Origin of the sequence: Pseudomonas sp. CFSAN084952 (assembly GCF_009648855.1) — a bacterium.
Classification (GTDB): Bacteria; Pseudomonadota; Gammaproteobacteria; order Pseudomonadales; family Pseudomonadaceae; genus Aquipseudomonas; species Aquipseudomonas paracarnis.
In genome coordinates, this window is record NZ_CP045767.1 from 3,158,584 (window position 1) to 3,183,196 (window position 24,613).

General features: G+C 59.3%; 20 protein-coding genes and 4 tRNA genes. 8 read left to right on the forward strand and 16 right to left on the reverse strand.

From position 1 onward, the window contains the following. The first annotated feature begins 114 nt into the window (after positions 1–114). On the forward strand, positions 115–669 hold the full coding sequence (locus GH769_RS13980; RefSeq protein WP_014718978.1) for a cytochrome b: 555 nt from the start codon (positions 115–117) through the stop codon (positions 667–669). A 151-nt stretch (positions 670–820) separates the two neighbouring features. Here GH769_RS13980 and GH769_RS13985 read toward each other — a convergent pair whose 3' ends face one another. Next, positions 821–1,711 (reverse strand): 1-aminocyclopropane-1-carboxylate deaminase/D-cysteine desulfhydrase, encoded by an 891-nt coding sequence (locus GH769_RS13985; protein WP_032903444.1) that lies wholly within the window; start codon positions 1,709–1,711, stop codon positions 821–823. A 57-nt stretch (positions 1,712–1,768) separates the two neighbouring features. Then, positions 1,769–3,808 (reverse strand): NADPH-dependent 2,4-dienoyl-CoA reductase, encoded by a 2,040-nt coding sequence (locus tag GH769_RS13990; protein WP_019819476.1) that lies wholly within the window; start codon positions 3,806–3,808, stop codon positions 1,769–1,771. 211 nt (positions 3,809–4,019) lie between these two features. On the opposite strand from GH769_RS13990, the gene GH769_RS13995 reads away from it, so the two are divergent. Continuing rightward, positions 4,020–5,150 carry a carbon-nitrogen hydrolase family protein gene (locus GH769_RS13995; RefSeq protein WP_019819478.1) on the forward strand — a complete coding sequence of 377 codons (1,131 nt, stop codon included), beginning with the start codon at positions 4,020–4,022 and terminating at the stop codon, positions 5,148–5,150. 4 nt (positions 5,151–5,154) lie between these two features. Then, entirely contained in the window at positions 5,155–6,189 is a 1,035-nt protein-coding gene (locus GH769_RS14000; RefSeq protein ID WP_032903443.1) for an AraC family transcriptional regulator, read from the forward strand. A 366-nt stretch (positions 6,190–6,555) separates the two neighbouring features. Here GH769_RS14000 and GH769_RS14005 read toward each other — a convergent pair whose 3' ends face one another. Both GH769_RS14005 and GH769_RS14010 read right to left on the reverse strand, forming a co-directional pair. Continuing rightward, positions 6,556–7,347, reverse strand: a complete 792-nt coding sequence (locus GH769_RS14005; RefSeq protein WP_014718983.1) for a DUF2242 domain-containing protein — start codon at positions 7,345–7,347, stop codon at positions 6,556–6,558. A gap of 88 nt (positions 7,348–7,435) precedes the next feature. Continuing rightward, positions 7,436–8,335, reverse strand: coding sequence for a LysR family transcriptional regulator (locus tag GH769_RS14010; protein ID WP_014718984.1), 900 nt, complete (start codon positions 8,333–8,335; stop codon positions 7,436–7,438). Positions 8,336–8,451: 116 nt separating this feature from the next. On the opposite strand from GH769_RS14010, the gene GH769_RS14015 reads away from it, so the two are divergent. Both GH769_RS14015 and nhaA read left to right on the forward strand, forming a co-directional pair. After that, on the forward strand, positions 8,452–9,633 hold the full coding sequence (locus GH769_RS14015; protein WP_020302358.1) for an MFS transporter: 1,182 nt from the start codon (positions 8,452–8,454) through the stop codon (positions 9,631–9,633). Positions 9,634–9,751: 118 nt separating this feature from the next. Then, positions 9,752–11,095 (forward strand): Na+/H+ antiporter NhaA, encoded by a 1,344-nt coding sequence (gene nhaA / locus GH769_RS14020; RefSeq protein ID WP_032903442.1) that lies wholly within the window; start codon positions 9,752–9,754, stop codon positions 11,093–11,095. 200 nt (positions 11,096–11,295) lie between these two features. Here nhaA and GH769_RS14025 read toward each other — a convergent pair whose 3' ends face one another. The 10 genes from GH769_RS14025 to GH769_RS14070 form a co-directional block, all read right to left on the reverse strand. Beyond that, complete coding sequence (locus GH769_RS14025; RefSeq protein ID WP_020302360.1) at positions 11,296–13,170, reverse strand: SurA N-terminal domain-containing protein; 1,875 nt, start codon at positions 13,168–13,170, stop codon at positions 11,296–11,298. Between the two features lie 228 nt (positions 13,171–13,398). Beyond that, positions 13,399–13,671, reverse strand: coding sequence for an HU family DNA-binding protein (locus tag GH769_RS14030; protein ID WP_003174819.1), 273 nt, complete (start codon positions 13,669–13,671; stop codon positions 13,399–13,401). A 149-nt stretch (positions 13,672–13,820) separates the two neighbouring features. Then, the gene (gene lon / locus GH769_RS14035) at positions 13,821–16,217 is read right to left on the reverse strand and encodes an endopeptidase La (RefSeq protein ID WP_003192252.1); all 2,397 of its coding nucleotides are present in this window, start codon (positions 16,215–16,217) and stop codon (positions 13,821–13,823) included. A gap of 187 nt (positions 16,218–16,404) precedes the next feature. Continuing rightward, positions 16,405–17,688: an ATP-dependent Clp protease ATP-binding subunit ClpX gene (clpX, locus tag GH769_RS14040; protein WP_003192254.1), complete on the reverse strand. Its 1,284-nt coding sequence runs from the start codon at positions 17,686–17,688 to the stop codon at positions 16,405–16,407. A 112-nt stretch (positions 17,689–17,800) separates the two neighbouring features. Then, positions 17,801–18,436, reverse strand: coding sequence for an ATP-dependent Clp endopeptidase proteolytic subunit ClpP (clpP, locus tag GH769_RS14045; RefSeq protein ID WP_153649785.1), 636 nt, complete (start codon positions 18,434–18,436; stop codon positions 17,801–17,803). Between the two features lie 91 nt (positions 18,437–18,527). Beyond that, a complete protein-coding gene (gene tig / locus GH769_RS14050; RefSeq protein WP_014718988.1) occupies positions 18,528–19,838 on the reverse strand; it encodes a trigger factor in 1,311 nt (436 codons plus the stop codon). 401 nt (positions 19,839–20,239) lie between these two features. Continuing rightward, positions 20,240–20,315, reverse strand: a tRNA-His gene (locus tag GH769_RS14055). A 77-nt stretch (positions 20,316–20,392) separates the two neighbouring features. Then, a tRNA-Leu gene (locus tag GH769_RS14060) sits at positions 20,393–20,477 on the reverse strand. A 58-nt stretch (positions 20,478–20,535) separates the two neighbouring features. After that, a tRNA-His gene (locus GH769_RS14065) sits at positions 20,536–20,611 on the reverse strand. Between the two features lie 32 nt (positions 20,612–20,643). Continuing rightward, positions 20,644–20,720, reverse strand: a tRNA-Arg gene (locus GH769_RS14070). Between the two features lie 275 nt (positions 20,721–20,995). On the opposite strand from GH769_RS14070, the gene folD reads away from it, so the two are divergent. Beyond that, positions 20,996–21,850 (forward strand): bifunctional methylenetetrahydrofolate dehydrogenase/methenyltetrahydrofolate cyclohydrolase FolD, encoded by an 855-nt coding sequence (folD, locus tag GH769_RS14075; protein WP_014718989.1) that lies wholly within the window; start codon positions 20,996–20,998, stop codon positions 21,848–21,850. A 208-nt stretch (positions 21,851–22,058) separates the two neighbouring features. Continuing rightward, on the forward strand, positions 22,059–22,982 hold the full coding sequence (gene pbpG / locus GH769_RS14080; protein ID WP_014718990.1) for a D-alanyl-D-alanine endopeptidase: 924 nt from the start codon (positions 22,059–22,061) through the stop codon (positions 22,980–22,982). Positions 22,983–23,093: 111 nt separating this feature from the next. Here the strand turns inward: pbpG and GH769_RS14085 are convergent, their stop codons facing one another. Next, complete coding sequence (locus tag GH769_RS14085) at positions 23,094–23,756, reverse strand: cysteine peptidase family C39 domain-containing protein (protein WP_032903451.1); 663 nt, start codon at positions 23,754–23,756, stop codon at positions 23,094–23,096. Positions 23,757–23,967: 211 nt separating this feature from the next. On the opposite strand from GH769_RS14085, the gene GH769_RS28850 reads away from it, so the two are divergent. After that, positions 23,968–24,129 (forward strand): hypothetical protein, encoded by a 162-nt coding sequence (locus GH769_RS28850; protein ID WP_003192266.1) that lies wholly within the window; start codon positions 23,968–23,970, stop codon positions 24,127–24,129. Here GH769_RS28850 and GH769_RS14090 read toward each other — a convergent pair. After that, the gene (locus GH769_RS14090; protein ID WP_003192269.1) at positions 24,126–24,536 is read right to left on the reverse strand and encodes a hypothetical protein; all 411 of its coding nucleotides are present in this window, start codon (positions 24,534–24,536) and stop codon (positions 24,126–24,128) included. The two genes, GH769_RS28850 and GH769_RS14090, sit on opposite strands and share 4 nt — an antisense overlap. Positions 24,537–24,613: the final 77 nt, after the last annotated feature.

Sequence of the window (24,613 nt, forward strand, 5' to 3'; positions counted from 1 at the left end):
CCGAAGTCAAGACAAGGGCATTGGCAACAAGCGCAGCGCTCAAAACAGGCATACAGTTAATGCACTCCATCGCTAAAGAATGGAGGTATGCCCTGATGAGTGAGGAACACAGCGATGCCGTGGAAAAATTCCGATACGCGCTACAGCACTATGTCCATTGCGTTGCACTGGTTGATGGTGGTGCTGCTGGCGGTGGTCTACGCCTGCATTGAACTGCGCGGGCAATTCCCCAAAGGCAGCGGCGCACGCACGCTGATTGTGGAAATGCACTTTATGCTCGGCCTTACCGTGTTTGTGCTGGTATGGCTGCGCCTGTTCGCACGCAGCCTGGGGGTGGCGCCGAAGATCGTGCCGGCACCGCCGCAATGGCAGAATCTGCTGGCGAAGCTGATGCACTGGGCGCTGTATGCGTTGATGATCGGGTTGCCGATTGCCGGTTGGTTGATCGTCAGTGCCAAAGGGCATTCGGTGATGTTCTATGGAATGGAATTGCCGCCGCTGATCGCGGAAAACAAGGCGCTGGCCGAGGAGATTGAAGGCTGGCATGTGCTGTTCGCCCAGGTCGGTTATTGGTTGATCGGGCTGCATGCACTGGCGGGGATCTTTCATCATTATGTGGTGCGCGATAACACGGCGCTGCGCATGATGCCGGGTGGGAGGAGGCTTTAAGCCAACCCATTCATCGACTGAACTCAGGCCATCAGTTAAGCGCAACTCCCTTGTGGGAGCGGGCTTGCCCGCGAAGGCGGTGTGTCAGCCACAGTATCTCCTACTGCACTACCGCTTTCGCAGGCAAGCCCGCTCCCACAAGGGGTTTGCGTCAGTCGCTGAAGCCTCGGCGGCCTTGCAGGCCGCCGGTGTGGATGAAGATCAGGCGCGTGCCGGGGGCAAAGCGTCCGGCCTCGATCTGCTGTTTCAATGCCAGCAGCGCCTTGCCGGTGTAGACCGGTTCCAACGGTAGACCGCATGCTTGCTCGGTGCACTGGATGAAGTCCAGCAACAGCGGATCGACCTTGGCAAAGCCACCGCGACTGGCGTCCAGCAATGTATAGCCGTCCTGCACGATGGCACTCACGTTCTGCGCTACACCGTGATCATCCGGCACCGCCAGAGCACCATACACCCGATGCGCACCCGCCTCCGCCAGTGCCAGCCCCGCCACTGTCGTGCCGGTACCTGCCGCCAGCCACCAGGCGTCGTAATCGGTCCAACCGAGGCTGCCCAACTGCGCCCGCGCCTGCTCGACCAACACGCCACAGCCCTGCGCACCGGCCAGCCCACCGCCGCCTTCAGGTATCGGATGGAGGTGGGGATATTGTTCGCGCCAAGGCAGCCAAAAGCCCGGCTCGTGGCGTGCGCGATAGCCGCCATAACCGAGCCAATGCAGTTGCATGCCGAAGGCCTTGAGGTCGAGCACCGTGGGTGTGTCTTGAGGATGGCCGCGCAACAGGCCGACGGTGGGGAAATCAAAGCGCTTGCCCGCGGCCGCCAATGCGTGCAGATGATTGGAGTAGGCTCCGCCGAGGCTGATAATACCTGACGCTCCGGCATCGCGAGCCTGGGCCAAGTGCTCGGTGAGCTTGAACCACTTGTTGCCGCTGATCAGCGGATCGATACGGTCCAGGCGCAGCACGGCCAGCTCGACGCCGTTCAGCCAATCCAGTTGCAAAGGTTCAAGGGGCGCGTGGGGCAGCCAGTCGAAAGGACCCATGTGGGCGCATCTGCATGAAAAAAGGGGCGGTAGTCTAACACCGCCCCTATTGTCGCCTTACAACTCGGCCGCCAGGCGCGAGCCCTGGTTGATGGCGCGCTTGGCGTCCAGTTCGGCCGCCACATCGGCGCCGCCGATCAGGTGCACGTTCTGGTTGGCTGCGACCAGGCCGTCGTGCAATTCGCGCAGCGGGTCCTGGCCGGCGCAGATGACGATATTGTCCACCGCCAGGACTTGCGGCTCGCCCTCAGCGCCGATGCGGATATGCAAGCCTTCATCGTCGATCTTCAGGTACTCAACGCTGTTGAGCATCTGCACCTGCTTGTTCTTCAAGCCGGTGCGGTGGATCCAGCCCGTGGTCTTGCCCAGGCCGTCGCCCACCTTGGAAGCCTTGCGTTGCAGCAGGAACACTTCACGGGCCGGTGCATGGCGCTCGGGTTTGATCCCGGCCACGCCGCCACGGGCTTGCAGTTGGGTGTCGATGCCCCATTCTTTCCAGAACGCCTCGCGATCCAGGCTGGTGGAGACGCCTTGGTGCACGAGGAATTCAGACACGTCAAAACCGATGCCACCGGCGCCGATCACGGCCACGCGCTTGCCCACCGGCTTGCGCTCAAGGATCACGTCCAGGTAACTCAGGACCTTGGCGTTGTCGACACCGGGAATCGCCGGGGTACGCGGTGCGATGCCGGTGGCCAGGATCACCTCGTCATAACCACCCGCTACCAGTTGCGCAACGTCCACACGGGTGTTGAGGCACAGCTCGACGTGGGTGGTCTGCAATTTGCGCTTGAAATAACGCAGGGTCTCGAAGAACTCTTCCTTGCCCGGCACGCGCTTGGCGATATTGAACTGGCCGCCGATCTCGCTGGCCGAGTCGAACAAGGTCACTTGATGTCCGCGCTCGGCGGCCACGGTGGCAGCGGCCAGACCCGCGGGGCCTGCGCCGACGACCGCGACCTTTTTGATCTGCTTGACCGGCAGGTAATTGAGTTCGGTTTCGTAGCACGCCCGCGGGTTGACCAGGCAGGTGGTGAGCTTGCCGCCAAAGGTGTGGTCCAGGCAGGCCTGGTTGCAGCCGATGCAGGTATTGATCTCATCAGCGCGCCCGGCAGCGGCCTTGTTGACGAACTCGGGGTCGGCGAGAAACGGCCGCGCCATCGAGACCATATCGGCGTCGCCTTCGGCCAGGATCTGCTCAGCAATTTCCGGAGTGTTGATGCGGTTGGTGGTGATCAGCGGGATCTGTACCGAACCGCGCAATTTGGCCGTGACTTTACTGAACGCACCACGGGGTACCTTGGTGGCGATGGTCGGGATGCGGGCTTCGTGCCAGCCGATACCGGTGTTGATGAGCGTCGCGCCGGCCTGTTCGATGGCTTTGGCCAACTGCACGATTTCTTCCCAGACGCTGCCGCCTTCCACCAGGTCGAGCATCGACAGGCGGAAGATGATAATGAAGTTCGGGCCTACGGCTTCGCGTACCCGGCGCACGATTTCCACCGCCAGGCGCATGCGATTTTCAAAGCTGCCGCCCCAACGGTCGGTGCGATGGTTGGTGTGGGCGGCAAGGAACTGGTTAATGAAATAGCCTTCGGAACCCATGATTTCGACGCCGTCATACCCGGCGACCTGGGCCAGCAGCGAGCAGGTGACAAAATCCTGGATCTGCTTTTCGATGCCCTCTTCATCCAATTCCTTGGGCTTGAACGGGTTGATGGGCGCCTGGATAGCGCTCGGTGCCACCTGCTTGGGGCTGTAGGCGTAACGCCCAGCGTGGAGGATCTGCATGCAGATCTTGCCACCCGCGTCGTGCACGGCCTGGGTGACGATCTTGTGCTTGCGCGCCTCTTCTTCGGTGGTCAGCTTGGCTGCACCGGCGTACACGCCGCCCTCGTCATTGGGGCCGATACCGCCGGTGACCATCAGGCCCACGCCGCCACGGGCACGCTCGGCAAAGTAAGCGGCCATACGCTCGAAACCGCCGGGCTTTTCTTCCAGGCCAGTGTGCATCGAGCCCATCAGGGTACGGTTGCGCAAGGTGGTAAAACCCAGGTCTAACGGGGCCAGCAGGTGCGGGTAGGCAGCAGCGGTCATGGTACAGCTCCACAACGGATCATCACGGGACGTGGCGCGCTCGAACGGCGTGCCATCGGTTTATGTCCCACAGACTAAGAGGCGGTGGACCACGGCTCAATGACTGAAACTGACAAGTTATTGATCCAAATGCACAGCGCCCCTTGGCAAGCCACGCCATGGGCCCTACCCTAGTCGCGAACCCTGCACCTGGTCTGTTGTCTGTTGCCCCATGCGTAAACTTCTAGCGTTCACCGTCATCATGGCCCTGGTTGCCTCCCTCGCCGCGTACTTGGTCTGGACCCAGGAGCGCCCCGTGGCGCATTACCTGTCCGACCTGCGCATCACCCTCGCCGTCAACGAGGGCGAACCCGCCGACCGGGGCAACCTGCTGGGCATCCAGCCGGAACTGTTCCCTGCTGATTACCAAAGCCTGGAACGCCTGCACCTGAAGCTGTCGGCCTACCTGCAAAATGCCCGGGACCTTGGGCTGATCAATGCCAAGACCGTGGTGGTGCTGCCGGAACATATCGGCACCTGGCTGATGCTCGGCGCAGAGAAGAATGAGCTGTACCAGGCCGCTCACCTCAAGGACGCCATGAACTGGCTGTCGATCAGCAACCCGCTGCAATTTGCCAAAGCCTGGATCAGCGCCACCGGCGACAACCGCATGGACGATGCATACCTGCGCATGAAAGCCCCGGCCATGGCCCGCGACTATCAAGTGTTGTTTGGCGGCCTCGCCAAAGAATTTGGTGTGACCCTGGTGGCCGGCTCCATCGCCCTGCCCAACCCAAGCGTGATCCAGGGACAACTGGAGATCGGCCACGGCGCGCTGTACAACGTCAGCGTGGTGTTTGCCGCCGACGGCTTGCCGCTGGGCCAGCCGCAGCGCCAGCTTTACCCGATCTACGATGAGCGTGGCTTTATCGAGCCGGGCGATGAGCATGTCGTCAACGTTGTCGACACCCCCGCCGGGCGCCTGGGCATCCTGGTCGGCAGCGACAGCTGGTACCCGGACAACTACCGCAAGCTCAACGAGCAAGGCGCGCAATTGATCGCGGTACCCGCTTTTGTCACCGGCCGCGATACCTGGGAGCGTCCGTGGCGCGGTTTCAAGAGCGTATCTACGCCCTCAGAAGTGAGCCTCAAGCCCGAAGAAACCAGTGAGGGCGCGGCCTGGCGTCGTCTTACCCTGATCAGCCAGCCACCTGTCAGCGAAGCCACCGCGGGCATGAGCGTCTTTCTGCGCGGGCAATTCTGGGACCTGGGCAGCGCCGGCCAGAGTTTTCTCAGCCGCAATGGGCAAGTCTTCGCCGATGGCGACGCCCGTGGTGCGCGCTTGCTGAATATCTGGCTGTAGCGCCTTGAAGCCGGTGCGCCTGGGGGATCTGTCGGTGGGCTTCGTGCACACCCTGGCCGACGCCATCCACAGCCACGGCCTGGACCCACAGCCCCTGCTGCTGCAATACGGCCTTGATCCAGCTCGCCTGGCTGAGGCCGGCGCACGCTTGTCGATCCCGCGCTACATGCGCCTGGGCCACGCGGCCATCCAACTGACCGGCAACCCCGGCCTGGGCCTGCGTATGGGCCAGCTCAGCCGCTTGAGCCAGGCTGGTCTTGCCGGCGTCACTGCCGCTCAAGCGCCTACAGTGCGCGAAGCGGCGCGCACGCTCACACGCTTTGAAGCGCTGTACGGCTCCAACTATCGCGGGCAATCAAGCTTTCATGAAGACGCTGAAGGCGCGTGGCTGCGGTTTTATTCCATCAGCCCCTATAACGCCTACAACCGCTTTGTGGTGGATTCGATCATCGCCGGCTGGCTGCAGCAATTGTCTGGCCTGGCCCAACAGCCGGTGCAGGCCCAGCGGATTGAAATCGAATTCGACGCGCCGGACTACCACGAACACTACAGGGTGTTGGGAGAGGGCGTGGTCCACTTCGGCGCCGAGGTCAATCAACTGCGCCTCAGCCAACCCACCCTGGCGCTGCGCAACCCGCAGCATTGCCCAAGCACCTGGCACCTGTTGCTACAGCTGTGTGAAAGGGAATTAGAGCAATTGACCCGCACCCGCAGCCTGCGCGAGCGCATTACCCGTTTGCTCGGGCCGATGCTCAATGGCGGCCGGGAACCCGACCTGGAGGAAGTGGCGGCACGCTTGAAGCTGCCAACCTGGACATTGCGGCGCAAACTGGCCGAGGAAGGCACGCAGTTTCGCGCGATCCTCAATGACACCCGTCGCGACCTGGCCATGACCTACATTCGCGATACGGAACTGGCGTTCGGCGAGATCGCCTACTTGCTCGGTTTTGCTTCGGCCCAAGCCTTCCAAAGGGCCTTCAGACGCTGGAACAACCAGACCCCAGGGGAATTTCGCCGCAGTCAGCGGCATTCCGCCTGAAGTCAGCGTTACAGCTCGGTGGCATCGTCGACCGGATCCAGCGGGTCCAATTCGAATGCCTGGTACTCCAGCAGCTCTTCCTGGTAATCGTCCATGGTGGACTCCTTTTCGTGTTGAAAGCGGTTGCAGATTAATGACCTGCGAACCCAGCCTAAAGTGCCGTCATGACGAAAAAATGTCGACGTCGTGACATTCCTGCTCTTCAGGATTAAACGTAGCGGCGATCACTGGATTTAACTTAACCGCAACCTCGGTCAAAATGTGGGAGCGGGCTTGCTCGCGAAAGCGGTGTGTCATTCAACACACCTGGCGACTGTTACGCCGTATTCGCGAGCAAGCCCGCTCCAACAGTAGAAGAGCATTGCGTTATTGCGCAGGCATCGGAAGCGGTGGAATCGCTTCTGTCGGGGCCGGCAAGGCAGGATCAGTCGGCGCCGGCGCAACCGGAGCGGGCTCTGTCACCGGTGCAATCGGTGCAGCCTCAGGTGGCGGCGCAAGCGGCTCTGCAGCGGCAGGCGCTACAGGCACCTCCTTCGGCGCTTCGACCTTCTCGGGTGCCGGAGCGGCCTTGGGTTCAGGCACGCCCAGGTCAGCCTTGGGCTGCTCGGGGATATGCTCGGCCTGCTTTACTTCCTGCGGCAGGAACACGTCCACCAACGCAAAGTAACGCTCGTAGAACTTCGGTGCCGAGACGGTCTCGCTTGCCACCTTCACCATCGAGTCGTCGGTGGAGCCAATCGGCATCGACACCGAGCCCAGCACGCCTACACCGAGGCTCGCGGAGTTGTTGACCTTCTTCAGCGCATAGCGGTCCTGCAAGGCATTGGCAAACATCGTCGAGTGATTGCTGCCCTTGCCATCAGCAGCGCACACCACATTGAAACTGATCTGCAGGTGGGTCTCGCCGGTCTGCTGGAAACTCTTGTTGCCGGCCACCAGTTTCGGATCGCTGCTGGTGATAATGTAGCCCTGGCTCAGCAGGGCACGGCGCGCAGCTTCACAGGCCGCCACATCGCTGACCGGGTAATCGCGGGAAAACGTACCGGAATCGTCGAAATTCTCATGTTCATAGATAGCGGTCTTGGGTGACGAGCAGCCCGCGGCGCCCGCCAGCACCAGCGCCAACCCGAGATTGCGCAAGTGAAATGATGTCGACATTGAAAATCCTGAAGAAAACGGTCCGGACGGTATTGTGCAACAGAACGCGACATTGAAGCGCGATTCCTGTCGGTAAAACATCTCAAGCTCAGACAGCGGCGTCAGTAGGAAAAAGCCCGGCGCACATATGATCGATAAAGGCCCGCAGCTTGGCCGAAGCATGGCGACTGGCCGGCCACAGCAACCAGAAACTGCCGCGATGTTCGAGGTGCTCATCCAGCACCCGTCGCAAACGCCCATGTTGTACGGCCTGGTTGACCATGTAGTCCGGCAGGCACGCAATGCCCAGTCCTTCTTGCACCACATGATTGAGGGACTCGATGGTGGTGCTGACCAGCGGTGCGCGCAGGTTCAGTTCCGCAGCCCCCGGGACAGGACGCAGTGGCCAGGGCTCCAGCTTGCCGGTGGCGCAGAATTTGTGCCGCAGGCAGGCGTGATGATTCAGGTCCTGTGGCCGATGGGGCGTACCATGCTGGTCGAAATAGCCGGGCGTACCGACGAGAACCAACTGGTAATGCCCTAGATGGCGCACCATCAAGCGCGAATCTTCTGGCTTGCCGGTGCGAATCACCGCGTCGAAGCCCTCCTCTATCACGTCCACCATGCGGTCGGAAAAATCCACATCCAACTCAATGTCCGGGTAGGCGCGCATAAAATCGCTGATCACCGGCATCAACAAGCCGCGCACTTGGGGCACACTGATCCGCAGCTTGCCGCGAGGGCTGGCAGTGACCTCAGTCAACTCCTGTTCGGCCGCCTCCAGTTCCGCCAGGATGCGCCGCGAACGCTCCAGGAACAGCGCGCCCTCGCTGGTCAGGGTGATACTGCGGGTGCTGCGATGAAACAACCTGACGCCCAGGCGCTCCTCCATCCGCGCAATGCTTTTACCCACCGCCGACGATGACACGCCCAGTACGCGGCCCGCAGCGGTAAAGCTGAGGGTTTGCGCGACCTGCACAAAAACCGAGAGGCTGCCCAGATTGTCCATGGTGATGCCTTTACCGATTGCGGACATCAACGTCCGATAAGTTCGGAACCTTAGCCTGTTTTTCCGCGCCTCGCAGCCCCCTACCCTGGCTCCTTGCCCTTTCAAGGAGAGCGCCCATGAACGACAGTCCCCTATTGGTCGATACAGCGCCCCACGCTGAACGCCTGCCCCTGGCCGGTCTGCTGGCGTTGGCCTGCGCCGGCTTTATCACCATCCTGACCGAGGCGATGCCCGCCGGCTTATTACCGCAAATCGGTGCTGGGCTTGGGGTCTCCCAGGCCCTGGTCGGGCAACTGGTGACCCTCTATGCGCTCGGCTCGTTGCTTGCTGCTATCCCCCTGACATTGCTGACCCAGGGTTGGCGCCGGCGGCCGCTACTGTTGATCGCCATCGGCGGTTTTGCATTGGTTAACAGCGTCACCGCGTTCTCCAGCCACTATGGCTTGACCTTGGCTGCACGATTTTTCGCCGGTGTGTTCGCTGGCTTGCTGTGGGCCTTGTTGGCGGGTTACGCCAGTCGTATGGTCGCACCTCATCTGCAGGGCCGGGCGATTGCCGTGGCCATGCTGGGTGCGCCGCTGGCCTTGTCCCTCGGCGTGCCCGCCGGCACCCTGCTGGGCACGCTTGTCGGATGGCGCGCCAGTTTTGCCATCATGACTGGCCTGACCCTGTTACTGCTGATATGGGCGCGTTGGCAACTGCCGGATTTTGCCGGTGAACCGCCAAGCAAACGCCTCAGCTTACGTCAGGTACTGGCGTTGCCAGGCATCAGGCCGGTGCTCTGGGTGACCTTTACCTACGTGCTCGCGCATAACATTCTCTATACCTACATCGCCCCTTTGCTGGTGCCCGCCGGTATCGACCGCGAGATTGATCGCGTGCTGCTGGTGTTCGGCCTGATGGCCCTGCTGAGCATTTGGCTGGTAGGCATCTGGATTGATCAGCACCTGAGGCTGCTGACCCTCATCAGTTGCGCGATGTTCGCCGTTGCGGCCCTGCTGCTCGGACTATGGTTCAACTGCGTAGTCGCCATTTACGTCAGCGTGGCGTTGTGGGGGCTCGCCTTCGGTGGCCTCCCAGCGCTATTGCAAACCGCGCTGGCCAAGTCGGCTGGCAACTCGGCCGATACCGCCCAATCGATGTTGGTTACGGTATGGAACCTGGGCATCGCAGGAGGTGGATTAGTGGGCGGGCTCTTGCTCGAACGTTGGGGCGTCGTGGCATTTCCATGGGCAGTTCTAGGATTGATCGTGTTGGCGCTGGGTGCAATCCGGGGTAAAGCGCTGCCCGCGCGATGACAAGTTTGTTTACAACTTATTCCTCACCTTCCTATCATCGCCCCTGGGTGCGTTGTTGCATAAAGCACGGCGCAGGTTAAAAGCCAAGCATTGGTCGGGCCGCCAATGGAGATTTGTCGTGCCTGATAAACACCCCGCCATTCCCCGCCCCCAACGTTTGACTGAGGGCGCGCTGTCCGCCCTTGAGCGCTTTTCACACATCGAAGCCGTCAGCGGTATCGTGCTGCTGCTCGCCGCCATCGTCGCGCTGGTGTGGGCCAACAGCCCCGCCGCCGCGACCTACGAGCATTTCTGGAACACGCCCATCACCCTCGGGCTGGGCGATTACAGCGTGTCGCGCTCCCTGCATTTTCTGGTGAATGACGGGCTGATGACCATTTTCTTTCTGGTAGTCGGTGCCGAGATCCGCCAGGAAATCAAAGACGGCGCCCTCGCTAACCTGAAGCTGGCCACGCTGCCGTTGGGCGCGGCGTTGGGCGGTGTGCTGATGCCCGCCCTCATCTACACCCTGCTCAACCACGGCACCCCCGCCGCGAGTGGCTGGGCGGTCCCCACCGCGACCGACATCGCCTTTGCCGTGGGCGTGCTCGCGCTGCTGGGCAAATCGATTCCCAGTGGCGTGCGCATCCTGCTGCTGGCCTTGGCGATCATCGATGACATCGTGGCGATTCTGATCATCGCGATCTTTTTCACCGCCAGCCTCGACTACATGGGCTTGGTGATTGCTGTCGGCGGGCTGGCCCTGGTGTTGGTGTTCCAACGCATGGGCATCAGCAAGGCGGCGATCTACCTGCTGCCAGGCGCTATCGTGTGGTTTGGCCTGCTCAAGACCGGCGTGCACCCAACACTCGCCGGGGTGATCCTTGGCTTGATGACCCCCGTCAATTCCAAGCCCACCCGGGAACGCCCGCTGGAAACCATCGAACGCACCTTCAACGAGCTGATGGACCGGTTCTCGCAGCCAGCCGAAGGGGCCCAGCAAGTCGCCACGCCCCTCAAACAATTGCGCGAAGCTCAACGGGAAATACTGCCGCCAGTGCAGCGTGTTCAATCGGCGCTGCACCCCTGGGTCGCGTTCGGCGTAATGCCGCTGTTTGCATTGGCCAACGCCGGTGTGAGCCTGGACGGTTTCAATCTGGATGACCCGCTGGCCCATGGCGTATTTATGGGTGTCGTCTTCGCCCTGGTGCTCGGCAAGCCTCTGGGCGTGATGCTGGCGAGCCTGGCGCTGGTCAAGCTCAACATCTGCAAACTGCCTGACGGTGTGACCTGGACGGGCGTTGGCCTGGTAGGGCTGTTGGCGGGGATCGGTTTCACCATGTCGATCTTTATCTCGTCCCTGGCATTTTCCGACCCGGCCCTGCTGTCGGCTGCGAAGCTGAGCGTATTGGCGGCTTCAACCCTGGCGGCGGTGATCGGGTTGACGTGGGGCAAGCTCAAGTTTGCTGCCAAGCCTATCTGAGGCAGAGCACTAACCTGTGGCGAGGGAGCTTGCTCCCGCTGGGTCGCGAAGCGGCCCTAAAAAGCTGGGACTGCTGCGCAGTCAACGGGAGCAAGCTCCCTCGCCACAGTGACAGTCCCATTTAACTGAGTAGCCGCTTTATCAAGGGCAAAAAAAGACCCCGGCCTTTTCAGGTCGGGGTCTTTTTATTCAGGCCGGCATCAGTACTTCTTGATGTCTGCCTGGGTTTCCAGCTGCTTGCGGTAGGCCGCGAAGTCCTGCTGGCCAATACGGGAAGCGAGGAAGCGGCGGTATTGCGCCTTTTCTTCGTCCGTAGGGGCCGCCGCTTCGTTCACGCCGTTCAAGCGCACGATCATCAGGCTGCCATCGCGCAGGGTCACGGTGGTAAAGGTAGGCTTGTCCTTGGCCGCCGGCTTAGGCATGCGGAACAAGGCTTGCAGCACGGCCGGGTCGATAGACTCCTGACCACGGGTAGCCGCCTCAGTCACCTTCCAAGCCTGACCGTCAACCGGCTGGTCCAGCGCGGTCTTGCCATCACGCAGGCTGGCGATCAACTCGTCGGCACGGGCTTTGGCAGCAGCGCTTGCGCGCTCCTTGGTCATCTGGGTGCGAATGGCCGCCTCGACCTTCTCGAGCGGCAGTTGGGCCGGCTTGAGATGCTCCTTGGCACGCAGCACGATGATGGTTTCCGGGTCCAGTTCGATGGCGCTGCTGTTGGCACCTTCATCCAGCACTTCCGGGCTGAATGCGGCAGTGACCACGGCACGGTTGGCCGCTACACCTTCGCCACCTTCGCGGCCAAACGGCGCGGAAGTATGGACGGTCAGCTTCAGGTCAGACGCCGGCTGGGCCAGGTCAGAGGCTTCGAATGCCGCATCTTCCAATTGCTTGGTCGCTTCGACAAAACGCTGTTCAACCTGCTGTGCCTTGAGATCGCGGGTCAGCTTGTCTTTCAGGCTGGCGAACGATGGCACTTCAGGCGCTTCAACGCCCAGCAACTTGATCAGGTGCCAACCGAAGGTGGTGCGCACCGGCGCCGACACCTGGTCTTGCTTCAAGCCGTACAAGGCGGTTTCGAAGTCCGGGTCGTAAACACCAGGGCCAGCAAAACCGAGGTCGCCGCCATTGTTGGCCGAACCTGGATCCTGGGAGAACTCCTTGGCCAGAGCTTCGAACTTCTCACCCTTGGCCAGGCGCGCCTGGATGTCTTCGATCTTGGCCTTGGCTTGCGCCTCGGTGACCTTGTCGTTGACTTCAATCAGGATATGCGCGGCACGACGCTGTTCAGCGAGGTTGGCGGTTTCCTTCTCGTAGGCAGCCTGCAGCTCATCGTCCTTGACAGTCACCTGGTCGAAGAAGGAAGACTTCTTCAATTCCAGATAGTCGATGACCACTTGGTCCGGGGTCATGAACTCTTTGGCGTGCTGGTCGTAGTAGGCTTTGACCTCATCGTCGGTGAGTTTCACCGCCGCGGGATCAGCCTTGATGTTGACGGTGGCGAAATCGCGGGTCTGTTTTTCCAGACGGGCAAATGCCAGCACCTCGGCGTCGGTCACAAACCCGCTGCCGGCGATGCCTGCGCGAACCTGGCCGATCAGCATTTCCTGGGTCAGCATCTGACGGAATTGCATGCGGCTATAGCCCAGCTGGCGGATCACCTGGTCAAAGCGTTCGGCGTTGAACTTGCCGTCCACCTGGAATTCCGGCGTCTGCAGGATCACCTGATCCAGCGCAGCTTCCGAGAAGCCGAACTTGGAATCGGCAGCGCCTTGCAGCAGCAGCTTGCGATCGATCAGGCCCTTGAGGGCAGCATCGCGCAGCAGTTTTTCGTCGAGCAGGGAAGCATCGAAATCCTTACCCAACTGTTGCATCAGCTGGCGCCGTTGCATATCGACAGCCTGGCTCAGCTCGGTCTGGGTGATTTGTTCACCGTTGACCTTGGCCACGTCCTGCTTGTTATTACCCGAAGCCTGGAAAATGGCTTCGATACCGGTGAACGCCATCAAAGCGACGATGATCCCGATAATGGTCTTGGCAATCCAGCCTTGTGAATTGTCCCTGATATTTTGCAGCATGCGTCCCCCAGAAACGGTTGAACTTCAAAAATTAGGCAACCGTGGAGCGTGGGTAGAGTCCGGATAGAAGAAAGGCGCATCCGAGGATGCGCCTTCTCGTAACTGGCGGAGCGGACGGGGGTTCGAATCTGCACCCCCGGCGTGGCGACCCGATACGTGGGTCAGCTACCGCTCCGCTGCCAGGCCAGACCTGCGTCCGACCCGGGTAAGCAAAGGCTTGAACGAAGCTTAGTTAACGGCTTCTTTCAGGGCTTTACCGGCTTTGAAACCTGGTTTCTTGGCAGCAGCGATTTGCAGTGCTTTGCCGGTCTGTGGGTTACGGCCAGTGCGAGCTGGGCGGTCAGTCACAGAGAAAGTACCGAAGCCTACCAGTACCACGGAGTCGCCGGCCTTCAGAGCGCCAGTGACGGATTCGATTACTGCGTCCAGCGCACGGCCAGCAGCAGCTTTCGGGATATCAGCGGATGCAGCGATAGCATCAATCAGTTCCGACTTGTTCACTCTAAGTCCCCTTATATATCTATTGAGTATGATTCTAAGTTTTTTGGTAAAAAGCAAAACCAGTGCTGAATGGCCTACAGACACTTAAGAGCCGCTTTATAACAAGGGCTCTAAAAAGCTGTCAAGGAAGCCCCCCAGGCTCCAACACATTAATGCGTGCTAATTCTTTCCTTGGAATCGGACTCGCGTTTTTCGTCCTTCGCGACGATCTCCGGGGCCACATCCGGCAAGGGCTCCGGCGCGTATTGCAGCGCAATTTGCAGGACCTCGTCAATCCATTTAACCGGTTTAATCTGAAGATCCTGCTTGATATTGTCAGGAATTTCCTTCAAGTCGCGAACATTCTCTTCAGGAATGATCACGGTCTTGATTCCACCTCGGTGCGCAGCGAGTAATTTCTCTTTCAGACCACCGATCGCCAATACCTGGCCACGCAGGGTAATTTCTCCGGTCATCGCGACATCAGCGCGCACAGGAATGCCGGTCAACGCTGATACCAGCGCCGTGCACATGCCTACGCCAGCGCTAGGGCCGTCTTTGGGGGTCGCCCCTTCCGGCATGTGGATATGGGTGTCGTGCTTCTCGTGGAAGTCCAGCGGGATGCCCAGGCTGCGGGCGCGGCTGCGTACCACGGTCTGCGCGGCCGTAATGGATTCGACCATCACATCACCCAGGGAGCCGGTCTTGATCAACTGGCCTTTGCCCGGAATCACCGCCGCTTCGATGGTGAGCAATTCGCCACCCACCTGGGTCCACGCCAAGCCAGTCACCTGGCCGACCTGATCCTGCTGCTCGGCCAGGCCGTAGCGGAATTTCTTCACGCCCAGGAAGTGTTCCAGGGAATCGGCGACCACCTTCACAGAGAAGCGTTTTTCCAACGCGTGCTCCTTCACCGCCTTGCGGCAGATCTTCGCGATCTGGCGCTCAAGGCCCCGTACACCGGCCTCGCGGGTGTAGTAGCGCACGATGTCACGGATCGCCTCGACCTCGAATTCGATCTCGCCCTTCTTCAGGCCGTTGGCCGAAATCTGCTTGGGCGCCAGGTACTTGACCGCGATGTTGATCTTCTCGTCTTCGGTGTAGCCCGGCAGACGAATCACCTCCATCCGATCCAGCAAGGCTGGCGGAATGTTCATGGAGTTGGAGGTGCACAAGAACATTACGTCAGACAAGTCGTAGTCGACTTCCAGGTAATGGTCGTTGAAATTATGGTTCTGCTCGGGATCAAGCACTTCGAGCAAGGCCGACGCCGGGTCGCCACGCATGTCGCTGCCCATTTTGTCGATTTCATCGAGCAGGAACAGCGGGTTGCGTACACCCACTTTTGTCATCTTTTGAATCAATCTTCCTGGCATCGAACCGATGTAGGTACGGCGATGACCACGGATCTCAGCTTCGTCACGCACGCCACCCAAGGCCATGCGCACGAACTTGCGGTTAGTCGCGCTGGCAATCGATTCCGCCAGGGAAGTTTTACCCACACCTGGAGGCCCGACCAGGCACAGCACCGGACCGCGGATTTTTTTCACACGTTTTTGCACGGCGAGGTACTCAAGGATGCGCTCCTTGACCTCTTCCAAACCGTAATGGTCAGCGTCGAGAATCTCTTCAGCACGGGCCAGGTCCAGGCGCACCTTGGTCTGGGCCTTCCACGGCACTTGCACCAACCAGTCGATATACGAGCGCACCACAGTGGCTTCGGCCGACATTGGCGACATCTGCTTAAGCTTGTTCAGCTCGGCGGTGGCCTTGGTCAGGGCGTCTTTGGGCAGGCCAGCGGCATCGATACGCTTTTTCAGCTCTTCGATTTCGTTGTGGCCTTCCTCGCCGTCGCCGAGCTCCTTCTGAATGGCCTTCATCTGCTCATTCAGGTAGTACTCGCGCTGGCTACGTTCCATCTGCTTCTTCACGCGGCCACGGATACGCTTCTCAACCTGCAACAGGTCGATTTCGCCATCCAGCATCGCCAATACGTGTTCGACACGGGCCGACAGGTCGATGATTTCGAGGATGTCTTGCTTCTGCTCGATCTTCAGCGCCATGTGTGCAGCCATGGTGTCGACCAGGCGGCTCGGTTCATCAATGCTGTTGAGCGAAGACAGGACTTCAGCCGGGACTTTCTTGCCCAACTGCACATATTGCTCGAACTGCGACAGCAGGCTGCGCACGAACACCTCGGATTCACGCTCCGGGGCTTCGACTTCTTCGATCAGCGCCACTTCCGCGCGCAGGTGGCCGTCCACCTCCATAAAGCGCTCTACGGCACCGCGCTGCTCACCTTCGACCAACACCTTGACGGTGCCATCGGGCAGCTTGAGCAATTGCAGGACAGTGGCAATGGTGCCGACGCGATACAGGGCATCTTCACCCGGATCATCATCAGCAGGATTCTTCTGGGCCAACAGCAGGATTTGCTTGTCGCCCGTCATCGCGGCCTCGAGGGCTTCGATAGACTTCTCGCGCCCCACGAACAGCGGGATAACCATGTGCGGATAGACGACGACATCGCGCAACGGCAGGAGAGGCAATTCGATGGTTGTCTTCATGATTTCGCCTCTATGACAGTTCAAAAATAAGCTTGAAACCAAGATGGGGGTTACATGCAAAAAAAACAAGCTCAATGCCAGTAGTTAAACGCATGAATACACGCGAATTTAACCACCGCCCTAAGAAACGCCCCCAAAGACAAGGGGCCCCTAGAGGCCCCTTGCTTGTACCGCAACTGCTGAACGCTTATGCGTCGGGTGCAGCCTTGGCAGCCGGCTCACTGTTTTCGTAGATATACAGTGGCTTGGACTTGCCTTCGATCACGCTTTCATCGATCACCACTTTACTCACCTCAGACTGCGAGGGGATTTCGTACATGGTGTCGAGCAACACGCCTTCGAGGATAGAACGCAGGCCACGTGCACCGGTCTTACGCTCCAGTGCTCGCTTGGCCACCGATTTCAGCGCGTCGGTCCGGAACTCGAGGTCTACACCTTCCATCTCGAACAATTTGCCGTATTGCTTGGTCAGGGCGTTTTTCGGCTCGGTGAGGATCTGGATCAAAGCCGCCTCATCCAACTCGTCCAACGTGGCCAGGACCGGCAGACGGCCAACGAATTCCGGGATCAGACCGAACTTGACCAGATCGTCAGGCTCGACTTCACGCAGGGACTCGCCCACCTTCTTGCCCTCTTCCTTGCTGCGCACTTCCGCACTGAAACCAATGCCGCCACGGGTGGAACGCTGCTGAATCACCTTCTCCAGACCGGAGAACGCACCGCCACAAATGAACAGGATGTTACGCGTATCAACCTGAAGGAATTCCTGCTGCGGATGCTTGCGACCACCTTGCGGCGGTACGGACGCAACCGTGCCTTCGATCAGTTTCAACAGGGCCTGCTGCACGCCTTCACCGGAAACGTCCCGGGTGATCGACGGGTTATCAGACTTGCGCGAAATCTTGTCGATTTCGTCGATGTAGACAATACCCATCTGGGCTTTCTCTACGTCGTAGTCGCACTTCTGCAGCAGTTTCTGAATGATATTCTCGACATCTTCACCCACGTAGCCAGCCTCGGTGAGGGTGGTGGCGTCGGCGATGGTGAACGGAACGTTCAGCAGGCGAGCGAGGGTTTCTGCAAGCAGGGTTTTACCCGAGCCTGTAGGACCGATCAGCAAGATGTTGCTCTTGCCGAGTTCAACCTCATCACCTTTCTTGTCACGCTGGTTCAAGCGCTTGTAGTGGTTGTACACCGCTACGGCCAGAACCTTCTTTGCACGCTCTTGACCAATGACGTACTGGTCAAGGATGCCGCTGATTTCTTTAGGCGAAGGTAATTTATGCGCACTGCTCTCGGCCTGGGCTTCCTGCACCTCCTCACGGATGATGTCATTGCACAGGTCGACGCATTCGTCGCAGATAAACACCGAGGGGCCGGCAATCAATTTGCGTACTTCATGCTGGCTTTTGCCACAGAAGGAGCAATAGAGCAGCTTGCCGTTGTCCTCGCCGTTGCGGGTGTCAGTCATTCGTTCGATCCAAATCCGATAGGCTTGCAACACAAGATGAAGGCTTATGCGGGCTTTTTCAAGCCCGCCAGTGGTCAGACATGCCGACCAGCCCTATTTTGAGCGGCTTATATTAAGCGGGGCGCTTGTCGATCACTGCGTCGATCAACCCGTATTCCTTGGCGGCTTCAGCGCTCATGAAATTGTCACGGTTGGTATCGCGCTCGATTTCTTCCAGGGTGCGCCCGCTGTGCTTGGCCATCAGCGTGTTGAGACGCTCACGAATGAAGAGGATTTCCTTGGCGTGGATTTCGATGTCCGACGCCTGGCCCTGGAAACCGCCCAGCGGCTGGTGAATCATCACGCGCGAGTTCGGCAGGCAGAAACGCTTGCCTTCGGCACCCGCAGTCAGCAGGAAGGCGCCCATGCTGCACGCCTGGCCAATACAGGTGGTCGACACGTTTGGCTTGATGAACTGCATGGTGTCGTAGATCGACATGCCCGCAGTCACCGAACCGCCCGGTGAGTTGATGTAGAGATGGATGTCCTTGTCCGGGTTTTCCGCTTCAAGGAACAGCAATTGCGCACAGATCAGGTTGGCCATGTAGTCCTCTACCGAGCCAACCAGAAAGATCACTCGCTCCTTGAGCAGGCGCGAGTAGATGTCGTAGGCGCGTTCGCCACGAGCGGACTGCTCGACAACCATCGGGACCAAGCCGCCTGCGGCCTGGATATCAGAGTTCTGCTGAATATAGGAATTACGGAACATGCTCTGCAGTTACTCCCAAATAGTCATGTCTTGAAAACGCATAAGCCAGCGCGAGGCTGGCTTATGGTTGAATTTCCAACGAGTTGGACAATCAGTCGGCTTGTGCTGCTTCCGCCGGTTTGACTGCTTCTTCGTAAGAGACCGCTTTATCGGTCACCTTAGCCTTCTGCAGAACAGTATCCACAACTTGTTCTTCCAGCACAACCGAACGTACTTCGTTCATCTGCTGCTCATTCTTGTAGTACCAAGCCACGACCTGCTCAGGCTCCTGGTAGGCCGAAGCCATTTCCTGGATCATTTCACGAACGCGGTCTTCGTCTGGCTTGAGGTCGAACTGCTTGACCACTTCAGCCACGATCAGGCCCAGCACAACGCGGCGCTTGGCTTGCTCTTCGAACAGCTCGGCCGGCAGTTGGTCAGGCTTGATGTTGCCACCAAACTGCTGAACCGCTTGAACGCGCAGACGATCCACTTCGTTGGACAGCAGGGCCTTAGGCACTTCGATCGGGTTGGCGGCCAGCAGACCGTCCATGACCTGGTTCTTGACCTTGGACTTGATAGCCTGGCGCAGCTCACGCTCCATGTTCTTGCGAACTTCGGTGCGGAAGCCTTCGATGCCGGTTTCCTTGATGCCGAACTGGGCGAAAAACTCTTCGTTCAGCTCTGGCAGCTTAGGCTCGGAAACGCTGTTGACGGTAACGGTGAACTCGGCGGCTTTGCCAGCCAGGTCCAGGTTCTGGTAGTCAGCAGGGAAAGTCAGGTTCAGAACGCGCTCTTCGCCGGCTTTGGCGCCAACCAGGCCGTCCTCGAAACCAGGGATCATGCGGTTGGAACCCAGCACCAGTTGAGTGCCCTTTGCGGAGCCGCCAGCGAACACTTCGCCGTCAACCTTGCCAACGAAATCGATGTTCAGTTGGTCTTCGTTCTGGGCGGCACGGTCGGCCACTTCAAAACGAGTGTTCTGCTTGCGCAGGATTTCCAGCATGTTGTCCAGGTCCGAATCGGCCACTTCGGCGCTCAGACGCTCGATTTCGATACCGTCGAAACCGGCCACTTCAAATTCCGGGAACACTTCGAATACGGCAACGTATTCCAGGTCCTTGCCCGCTTCCAGGGACTTGGGCTCGATCGAAGGCGAGCCTGCCGGGTTCAGCTTTTGCTCGACAACGGCTTCGTAGAAAGAAGCCTGGATCACGTCACCTACAGCTTCCTGGCGCGCATCGGCACCAAAACGACGCTTGATTTCGCTCATCGGCACTTTGCCTGGACGGAAACCAGCGATCTTGGCCTTTTGGGCAGTCTGCTGCAGACGCTTGTTGACCGCAGTCTCGATACGCTCTGCCGGCACGGTGATGCTCAGGCGGCGCTCGAGAGCAGTAGTATTTTCAACAGAAACTTGCATGGATATTCCTCGTTGCACAGACATTAGCCGGCCATTTCCGACCCCAATCAAGGGCATGCATTCTAGTGGGTCAAACTCAAGAAGTCACCCTACTGAAAACACAGCGGAAAACAGCCGGCAATTTATCGGTACGAAAGCACTGAAGTACCTCGCCCCGGTGACAAATACAGCCAAATTGCGCCAGGGCTCTGCGCCGCCCCTCTCTATATATAGAAGGAACACGCATCCATCTCCCTGACGGCCCGCCCTGCGAACAGAGCGAGCAAGCAACGCGGCATCATCGAGATACACAAATACGACGACACGCCCTGCCGGGGCAGCCCAGCACCTGCGACCACCCAATCTCAAACCGCCAAAACCAAAAAAGGCGCCAGACTGTTAAATCTGGCGCCTTTCGAATATGGGGTGGACGAAGGGGATCGAACCCTCGACAACGGGAGTCACAATCCCGTGCTCTACCAACTGAGCTACGCCCACCATATTGCGTTAACAAAGAAACCAAACCACTTCTTTGTTGAGCCCTGCCCCGCCTGACGACCGGGAAAAGCTTTAATTGGTGCGGATGAAGAGACTCGAACTCTTACGCCTCGCGGCGCTGGAACCTAAATCCAGTGTGTCTACCAATTCCACCACATCCGCGCTTGAAGCTCTTAAAGCAAAGGCGCCAGACTGTTAAATCTGGCGCCTTTTCAGAATATGGGGTGGACGAAGGGGATCGAACCCTCGACAACGGGAGTCACAATCCCGTGCTCTACCAACTGAGCTACGCCCACCATATAGCGCTACTTGTGCCAAAGCTGCCTAATGGCGCACCCGGCAGGACTCGAACCTGCGACCATCCGCTTAGAAGGCGGATGCTCTATCCAGCTGAGCTACGGGCGCCTTATTAATCTGTACTCTTGGAGGATTACAAACTAAGTGCTTCCAGCCTTGCAGTACAACTATTCTGCTCGACCTTCTTAACCAGTGCTAGGCTGTGCCCGACAAGTGCGACGAATAGTATAGATGCCCCGGAAACCCGTCAAATCTTTTTTGAAAAAAACTGATTTTATTTAAGGGGTTAGGGCAATTTGCAGACCAAGCGCCTTTGCCCTCGCGCCTTGGCATGCGAGAATGCGCGCACTTTTCTTCCCCCTCTCGATGGTTAATCACGCGTAATGACTGCACAACTTATCGACGGCAAATCAATCGCCGCCAGCCTGCGCCAGCAGATCGCCAAACGAGTCACCGAGCGCAGCCAGCAAGGCCTGCGCACGCCTGGCCTCGCGGTGATCCTGGTCGGCAGCGATCCTGCCTCTCAGGTTTATGTCTCGCACAAGCGTAAAGACTGTGAAGAGGTCGGCTTTATTTCCAAGGCCTATGACTTGCCTTCGGACACCACTCAACAGGCCCTGACCGACCTGATTGACAGCCTCAACGATGACCCGAACATGGACGGCATCCTGCTGCAACTTCCACTGCCAGAGCACCTGGACGCCTCCAAGCTGCTGGAGCGCATCCGCCCGGACAAAGACGTCGACGGTTTCCACCCTTATAACGTCGGCCGCCTGGCCCAACGCATTCCCCTGCTGCGCCCATGCACCCCCAAAGGCATCATGACGCTGCTGGAAAGCACCGGTGTCGACCTGTATGGCCTTGACGCTGTGGTGGTGGGCGCATCGAACATCGTCGGTCGCCCGATGGCCATGGAGCTGCTGCTGGCCGGCTGCACCGTGACCGTCACCCACCGCTTCACCAAGGACCTGGCCGGCCACGTCGGCCGCGCTGACCTGGTGGTAGTCGCCGCCGGCAAGCCGGGCCTGGTCAAGGGTGAGTGGATCAAGGAAGGCGCCATCGTCATCGACGTGGGCATCAACCGCCAGGAAGACGGCAAGTTGGTGGGCGACGTGGTGTATGAAACCGCCCTGCCCCGCGCTGGCTGGATCACACCAGTGCCAGGCGGCGTCGGGCCCATGACCCGGGCCTGCCTGTTGGAAAATACCTTGTACGCAGCGGAAACCCTGCATGGTTAATAACCAGGCGTAATGAAAAAGCCCTGCCTTAGCGCAGGGCTTTTTATTGCACGTAAAAAAACCGTTTTTTCTTAGTTTTTAAGCACTTTCGTCTGGTTCTAGAAGAACATTCGACAGTTCTTCATCCATACTCCTAAAATGTAACGCCCTTTGTCACAAGATCCGTTCTACAACGGCATTTCCTTACTTTTTTAGCGAGTTCATCCGCGTGAAAATTCGTCTTTCTATTGTCAGCCTGTTTTTTGCTTTGGCAGGTACCTTCGCCCACGCCGCCGAAACCACCCTGGCCCCGCGTGACGCCTCCAAGCTGCAGATCGCCTCCGGCAGCGCCATGCTGGTCGATTTGCAGACCAATAAAGTCATATATTCCAGCAACCCCGACGTGGTTGTACCCATCGCCTCGGTGAGCAAGCTGATGACCGGCCTGATCGTCCTCGAAGCCAAGCAGAATATGGACGAGTACATCGACATCAACATCACCGACACGCCCGAGATGAAAGGCGTGTTCTCCCGGGTGAAGATCGGTAGCCAGATGCCGCGCAAGGAAATGCTGCTGATCGCGCTGATGTCTTCGGAAAACCGCGCCGCCGCCAGCCTGGCCCACCACTATCCAGGCGGTTATTCGGCCTTCATCGCCGCGATGAACGCCAAGGCCAAATCCCTGGGCATGACCAGCACCCACTACGTGGAGCCCACCGGTCTGTCGATTCATAACGTCTCGACCGCCCGCGACCTGAGCAAGCTGCTGGCCTATGCGCGCAAGTTTCCGATGCTCAGCCAGTTGAGCACCACCAAGGAAAAGACTGTGTCGTTCCGCAAGCCCAACTACACCTTGGGCTTCTCCAACACCGACCACCTGATCAACCGCGCCAATTGGGATATCAAGCTGACCAAGACCGGCTTCACCAACCAGGCCGGCCATTGCCTGGTGCTGGTGACGAGCATGGGCAATCGCCCGGTGTCGCTGGTAATCCTGGATGCCTTTGGCAAGTTCACCCACTTTGCCGATGCCAGCCGTATTCGTAGCTGGGTCGAGACCGGCAAAGGCGGCGCCGTGCCGGATGTGGCGCTGCGTTACAAGGCCGATAAGAACCTCAAGAATCGAGCGACTGCTACGGAAGTACGTCGATAAACAGCGATTTTAGTGTGGGAGCGGGCTTGCTCGCGAATGCGGTGGGTCAGCCTAAGCATTCAGCGACTGACACTGCGCCTTCGCGAGCAAGCCCGCTCCCACATTTGAGTTTCACTTCTTCTCTGCCAACACCTTGAGCGCTTGGGCCGCCGCTTGCTCCTGCCCCGCCTGCGCCGTGGCGTTGGCCGCATCGCGCCAGCGCTGCGCATCCACGTTGGCCGGCAACTGGCTCGGGCGCTGGGTGAGGATGGCCCAATGGCCCGCGCCCTTCCACGCCGAATCGAAGTCGCTGAAGCTCATGCTCAATCGACGCTCCTTGCCTGAGCGCAACAGCACGGTACTTTTCTGCTGGTTGAACCCCACCACCACGACATAACGCTCCCCGGACCAATAGCTGGCGTTGATCCGCGCCATCACCGGGTAACCCGCCGCTACCTGGGCAAACACGGCGGTCAGCTTGGCGTCCAATGGGTACACCATCAGCCCATACTCACGCGCCAGCACCTGCATGTTGCGTTCAAGGTCCGCCTCGGCGCCGGGCAGGCGCAGTGGTTTATCAAGCAAACCCGGTGTCATGACAATGCCTTGTTGCGACAGCATGCTGGCAAGTGCCGCAGGACCACTCTGATAAGCCTCGCTGCGAAAGGTTGGCACGCCATTGAGTTCAACGCGCTCCGGCAAGCCTGGCAGTTTCGACGGGGTACTGGAACAGGCCGCCAGCCCAAGGGCAACGGCCAGCAGCAAGGAAGTTTTAAGGTTCGACCGTAAGCGCAATTTTTTCACTCTCTTGATCAACTGCCGGTAAAGGCCCCGATCATAGGGCGCCCCGCCCCGCCGGTATAGCCCACTGGCCCAGTAAAGCGGCGCTGATAGAGCAAACAAGTTGGACAGACTCGACCATTGGTCAATAGCAGGCAACCGCCGGCTGGCTAGACTGTCCATTGAGAAGACTGTGTGTGCCCCAAGTGGGCGAAAGGAGGCCCGAATGAGCCTTGCGACAACGATTTTCCTGTTGATCTGTGGTTGGCTGGCCGTCGCCGCCGCCATGCTGTGGGGGGTCATGCGCGTGACGCGCCGGCATCATCATCCCCACGTCAAACCTGCTGAACCCGCCGAGCCACGCAAGACGACGGCGCATCACGCCTAGCCAGGCATGCAATTGAAGTCCTGGGTCGCGGCAATTTCCTTGCCGTGGCCGTCCTCAAGGGACGCACGCACCGTGGTGCCCAGGCTCGATTCCACCAGGGTGTAGTGCTCACCTGCCTTGAAATGCTTGTACTCGATGCGGCCCTGGCAGTCCTGCTGGTTGTCATCACCCGGCTCGTCTTCAAATAAAGTCACGTCCAGGCGATGGTCCCCCGGGGTCACTTCAAAATAGCGCCCATCGTCCACACGCTTGCCATCGACACGCTCGGCCATCAGGTCATTCGGCGCTTCTTCCTGCAAGCCGATCCAGGCTTGGCTGGGGTCCGCCTTGGGGATCGGGCCGGCGCACGCCGACAACAAACAGACAAAGCCAAGGACGGGAACTAACAACAGTGGTTTAAGTGACATGACAGGGCTCCAAAGGGCAGATGTAAAAAGGGCGTATCCGATGGCTGACAAGCTTGATCAGCCGCCCTTCCTGGAAC

What these genes read in the sequence shown, in the direction of transcription:
- folD (WP_014718989.1), top strand. Translation starts at nt 20,996, where the DNA reads ATGACTGCACAACTTATCGACGGCAAATCAATCGCCGCCAGCCTGCGC.
- lon (WP_003192252.1), bottom strand. Translation starts at nt 16,217, where the DNA reads ATGAAGACAACCATCGAATTGCCTCTCCTGCCGTTGCGCGATGTCGTC.
- GH769_RS14025 (WP_020302360.1), bottom strand. Translation starts at nt 13,170, where the DNA reads ATGCTGCAAAATATCAGGGACAATTCACAAGGCTGGATTGCCAAGACC.
- GH769_RS14015 (WP_020302358.1), top strand. Translation starts at nt 8,452, where the DNA reads ATGAACGACAGTCCCCTATTGGTCGATACAGCGCCCCACGCTGAACGC.
- GH769_RS14090 (WP_003192269.1), bottom strand. Translation starts at nt 24,536, where the DNA reads ATGTCACTTAAACCACTGTTGTTAGTTCCCGTCCTTGGCTTTGTCTGT.
- GH769_RS14010 (WP_014718984.1), bottom strand. Translation starts at nt 8,335, where the DNA reads ATGGACAATCTGGGCAGCCTCTCGGTTTTTGTGCAGGTCGCGCAAACC.
- GH769_RS28850 (WP_003192266.1), top strand. Translation starts at nt 23,968, where the DNA reads ATGAGCCTTGCGACAACGATTTTCCTGTTGATCTGTGGTTGGCTGGCC.
- clpP (WP_153649785.1), bottom strand. Translation starts at nt 18,436, where the DNA reads ATGTTCCGTAATTCCTATATTCAGCAGAACTCTGATATCCAGGCCGCA.
- GH769_RS13995 (WP_019819478.1), top strand. Translation starts at nt 4,020, where the DNA reads ATGCGTAAACTTCTAGCGTTCACCGTCATCATGGCCCTGGTTGCCTCC.
- tig (WP_014718988.1), bottom strand. Translation starts at nt 19,838, where the DNA reads ATGCAAGTTTCTGTTGAAAATACTACTGCTCTCGAGCGCCGCCTGAGC.
- GH769_RS14005 (WP_014718983.1), bottom strand. Translation starts at nt 7,347, where the DNA reads ATGTCGACATCATTTCACTTGCGCAATCTCGGGTTGGCGCTGGTGCTG.
- clpX (WP_003192254.1), bottom strand. Translation starts at nt 17,688, where the DNA reads ATGACTGACACCCGCAACGGCGAGGACAACGGCAAGCTGCTCTATTGC.
- GH769_RS13985 (WP_032903444.1), bottom strand. Translation starts at nt 1,711, where the DNA reads ATGGGTCCTTTCGACTGGCTGCCCCACGCGCCCCTTGAACCTTTGCAA.
- GH769_RS13980 (WP_014718978.1), top strand. Translation starts at nt 115, where the DNA reads ATGCCGTGGAAAAATTCCGATACGCGCTACAGCACTATGTCCATTGCG.
- GH769_RS13990 (WP_019819476.1), bottom strand. Translation starts at nt 3,808, where the DNA reads ATGACCGCTGCTGCCTACCCGCACCTGCTGGCCCCGTTAGACCTGGGT.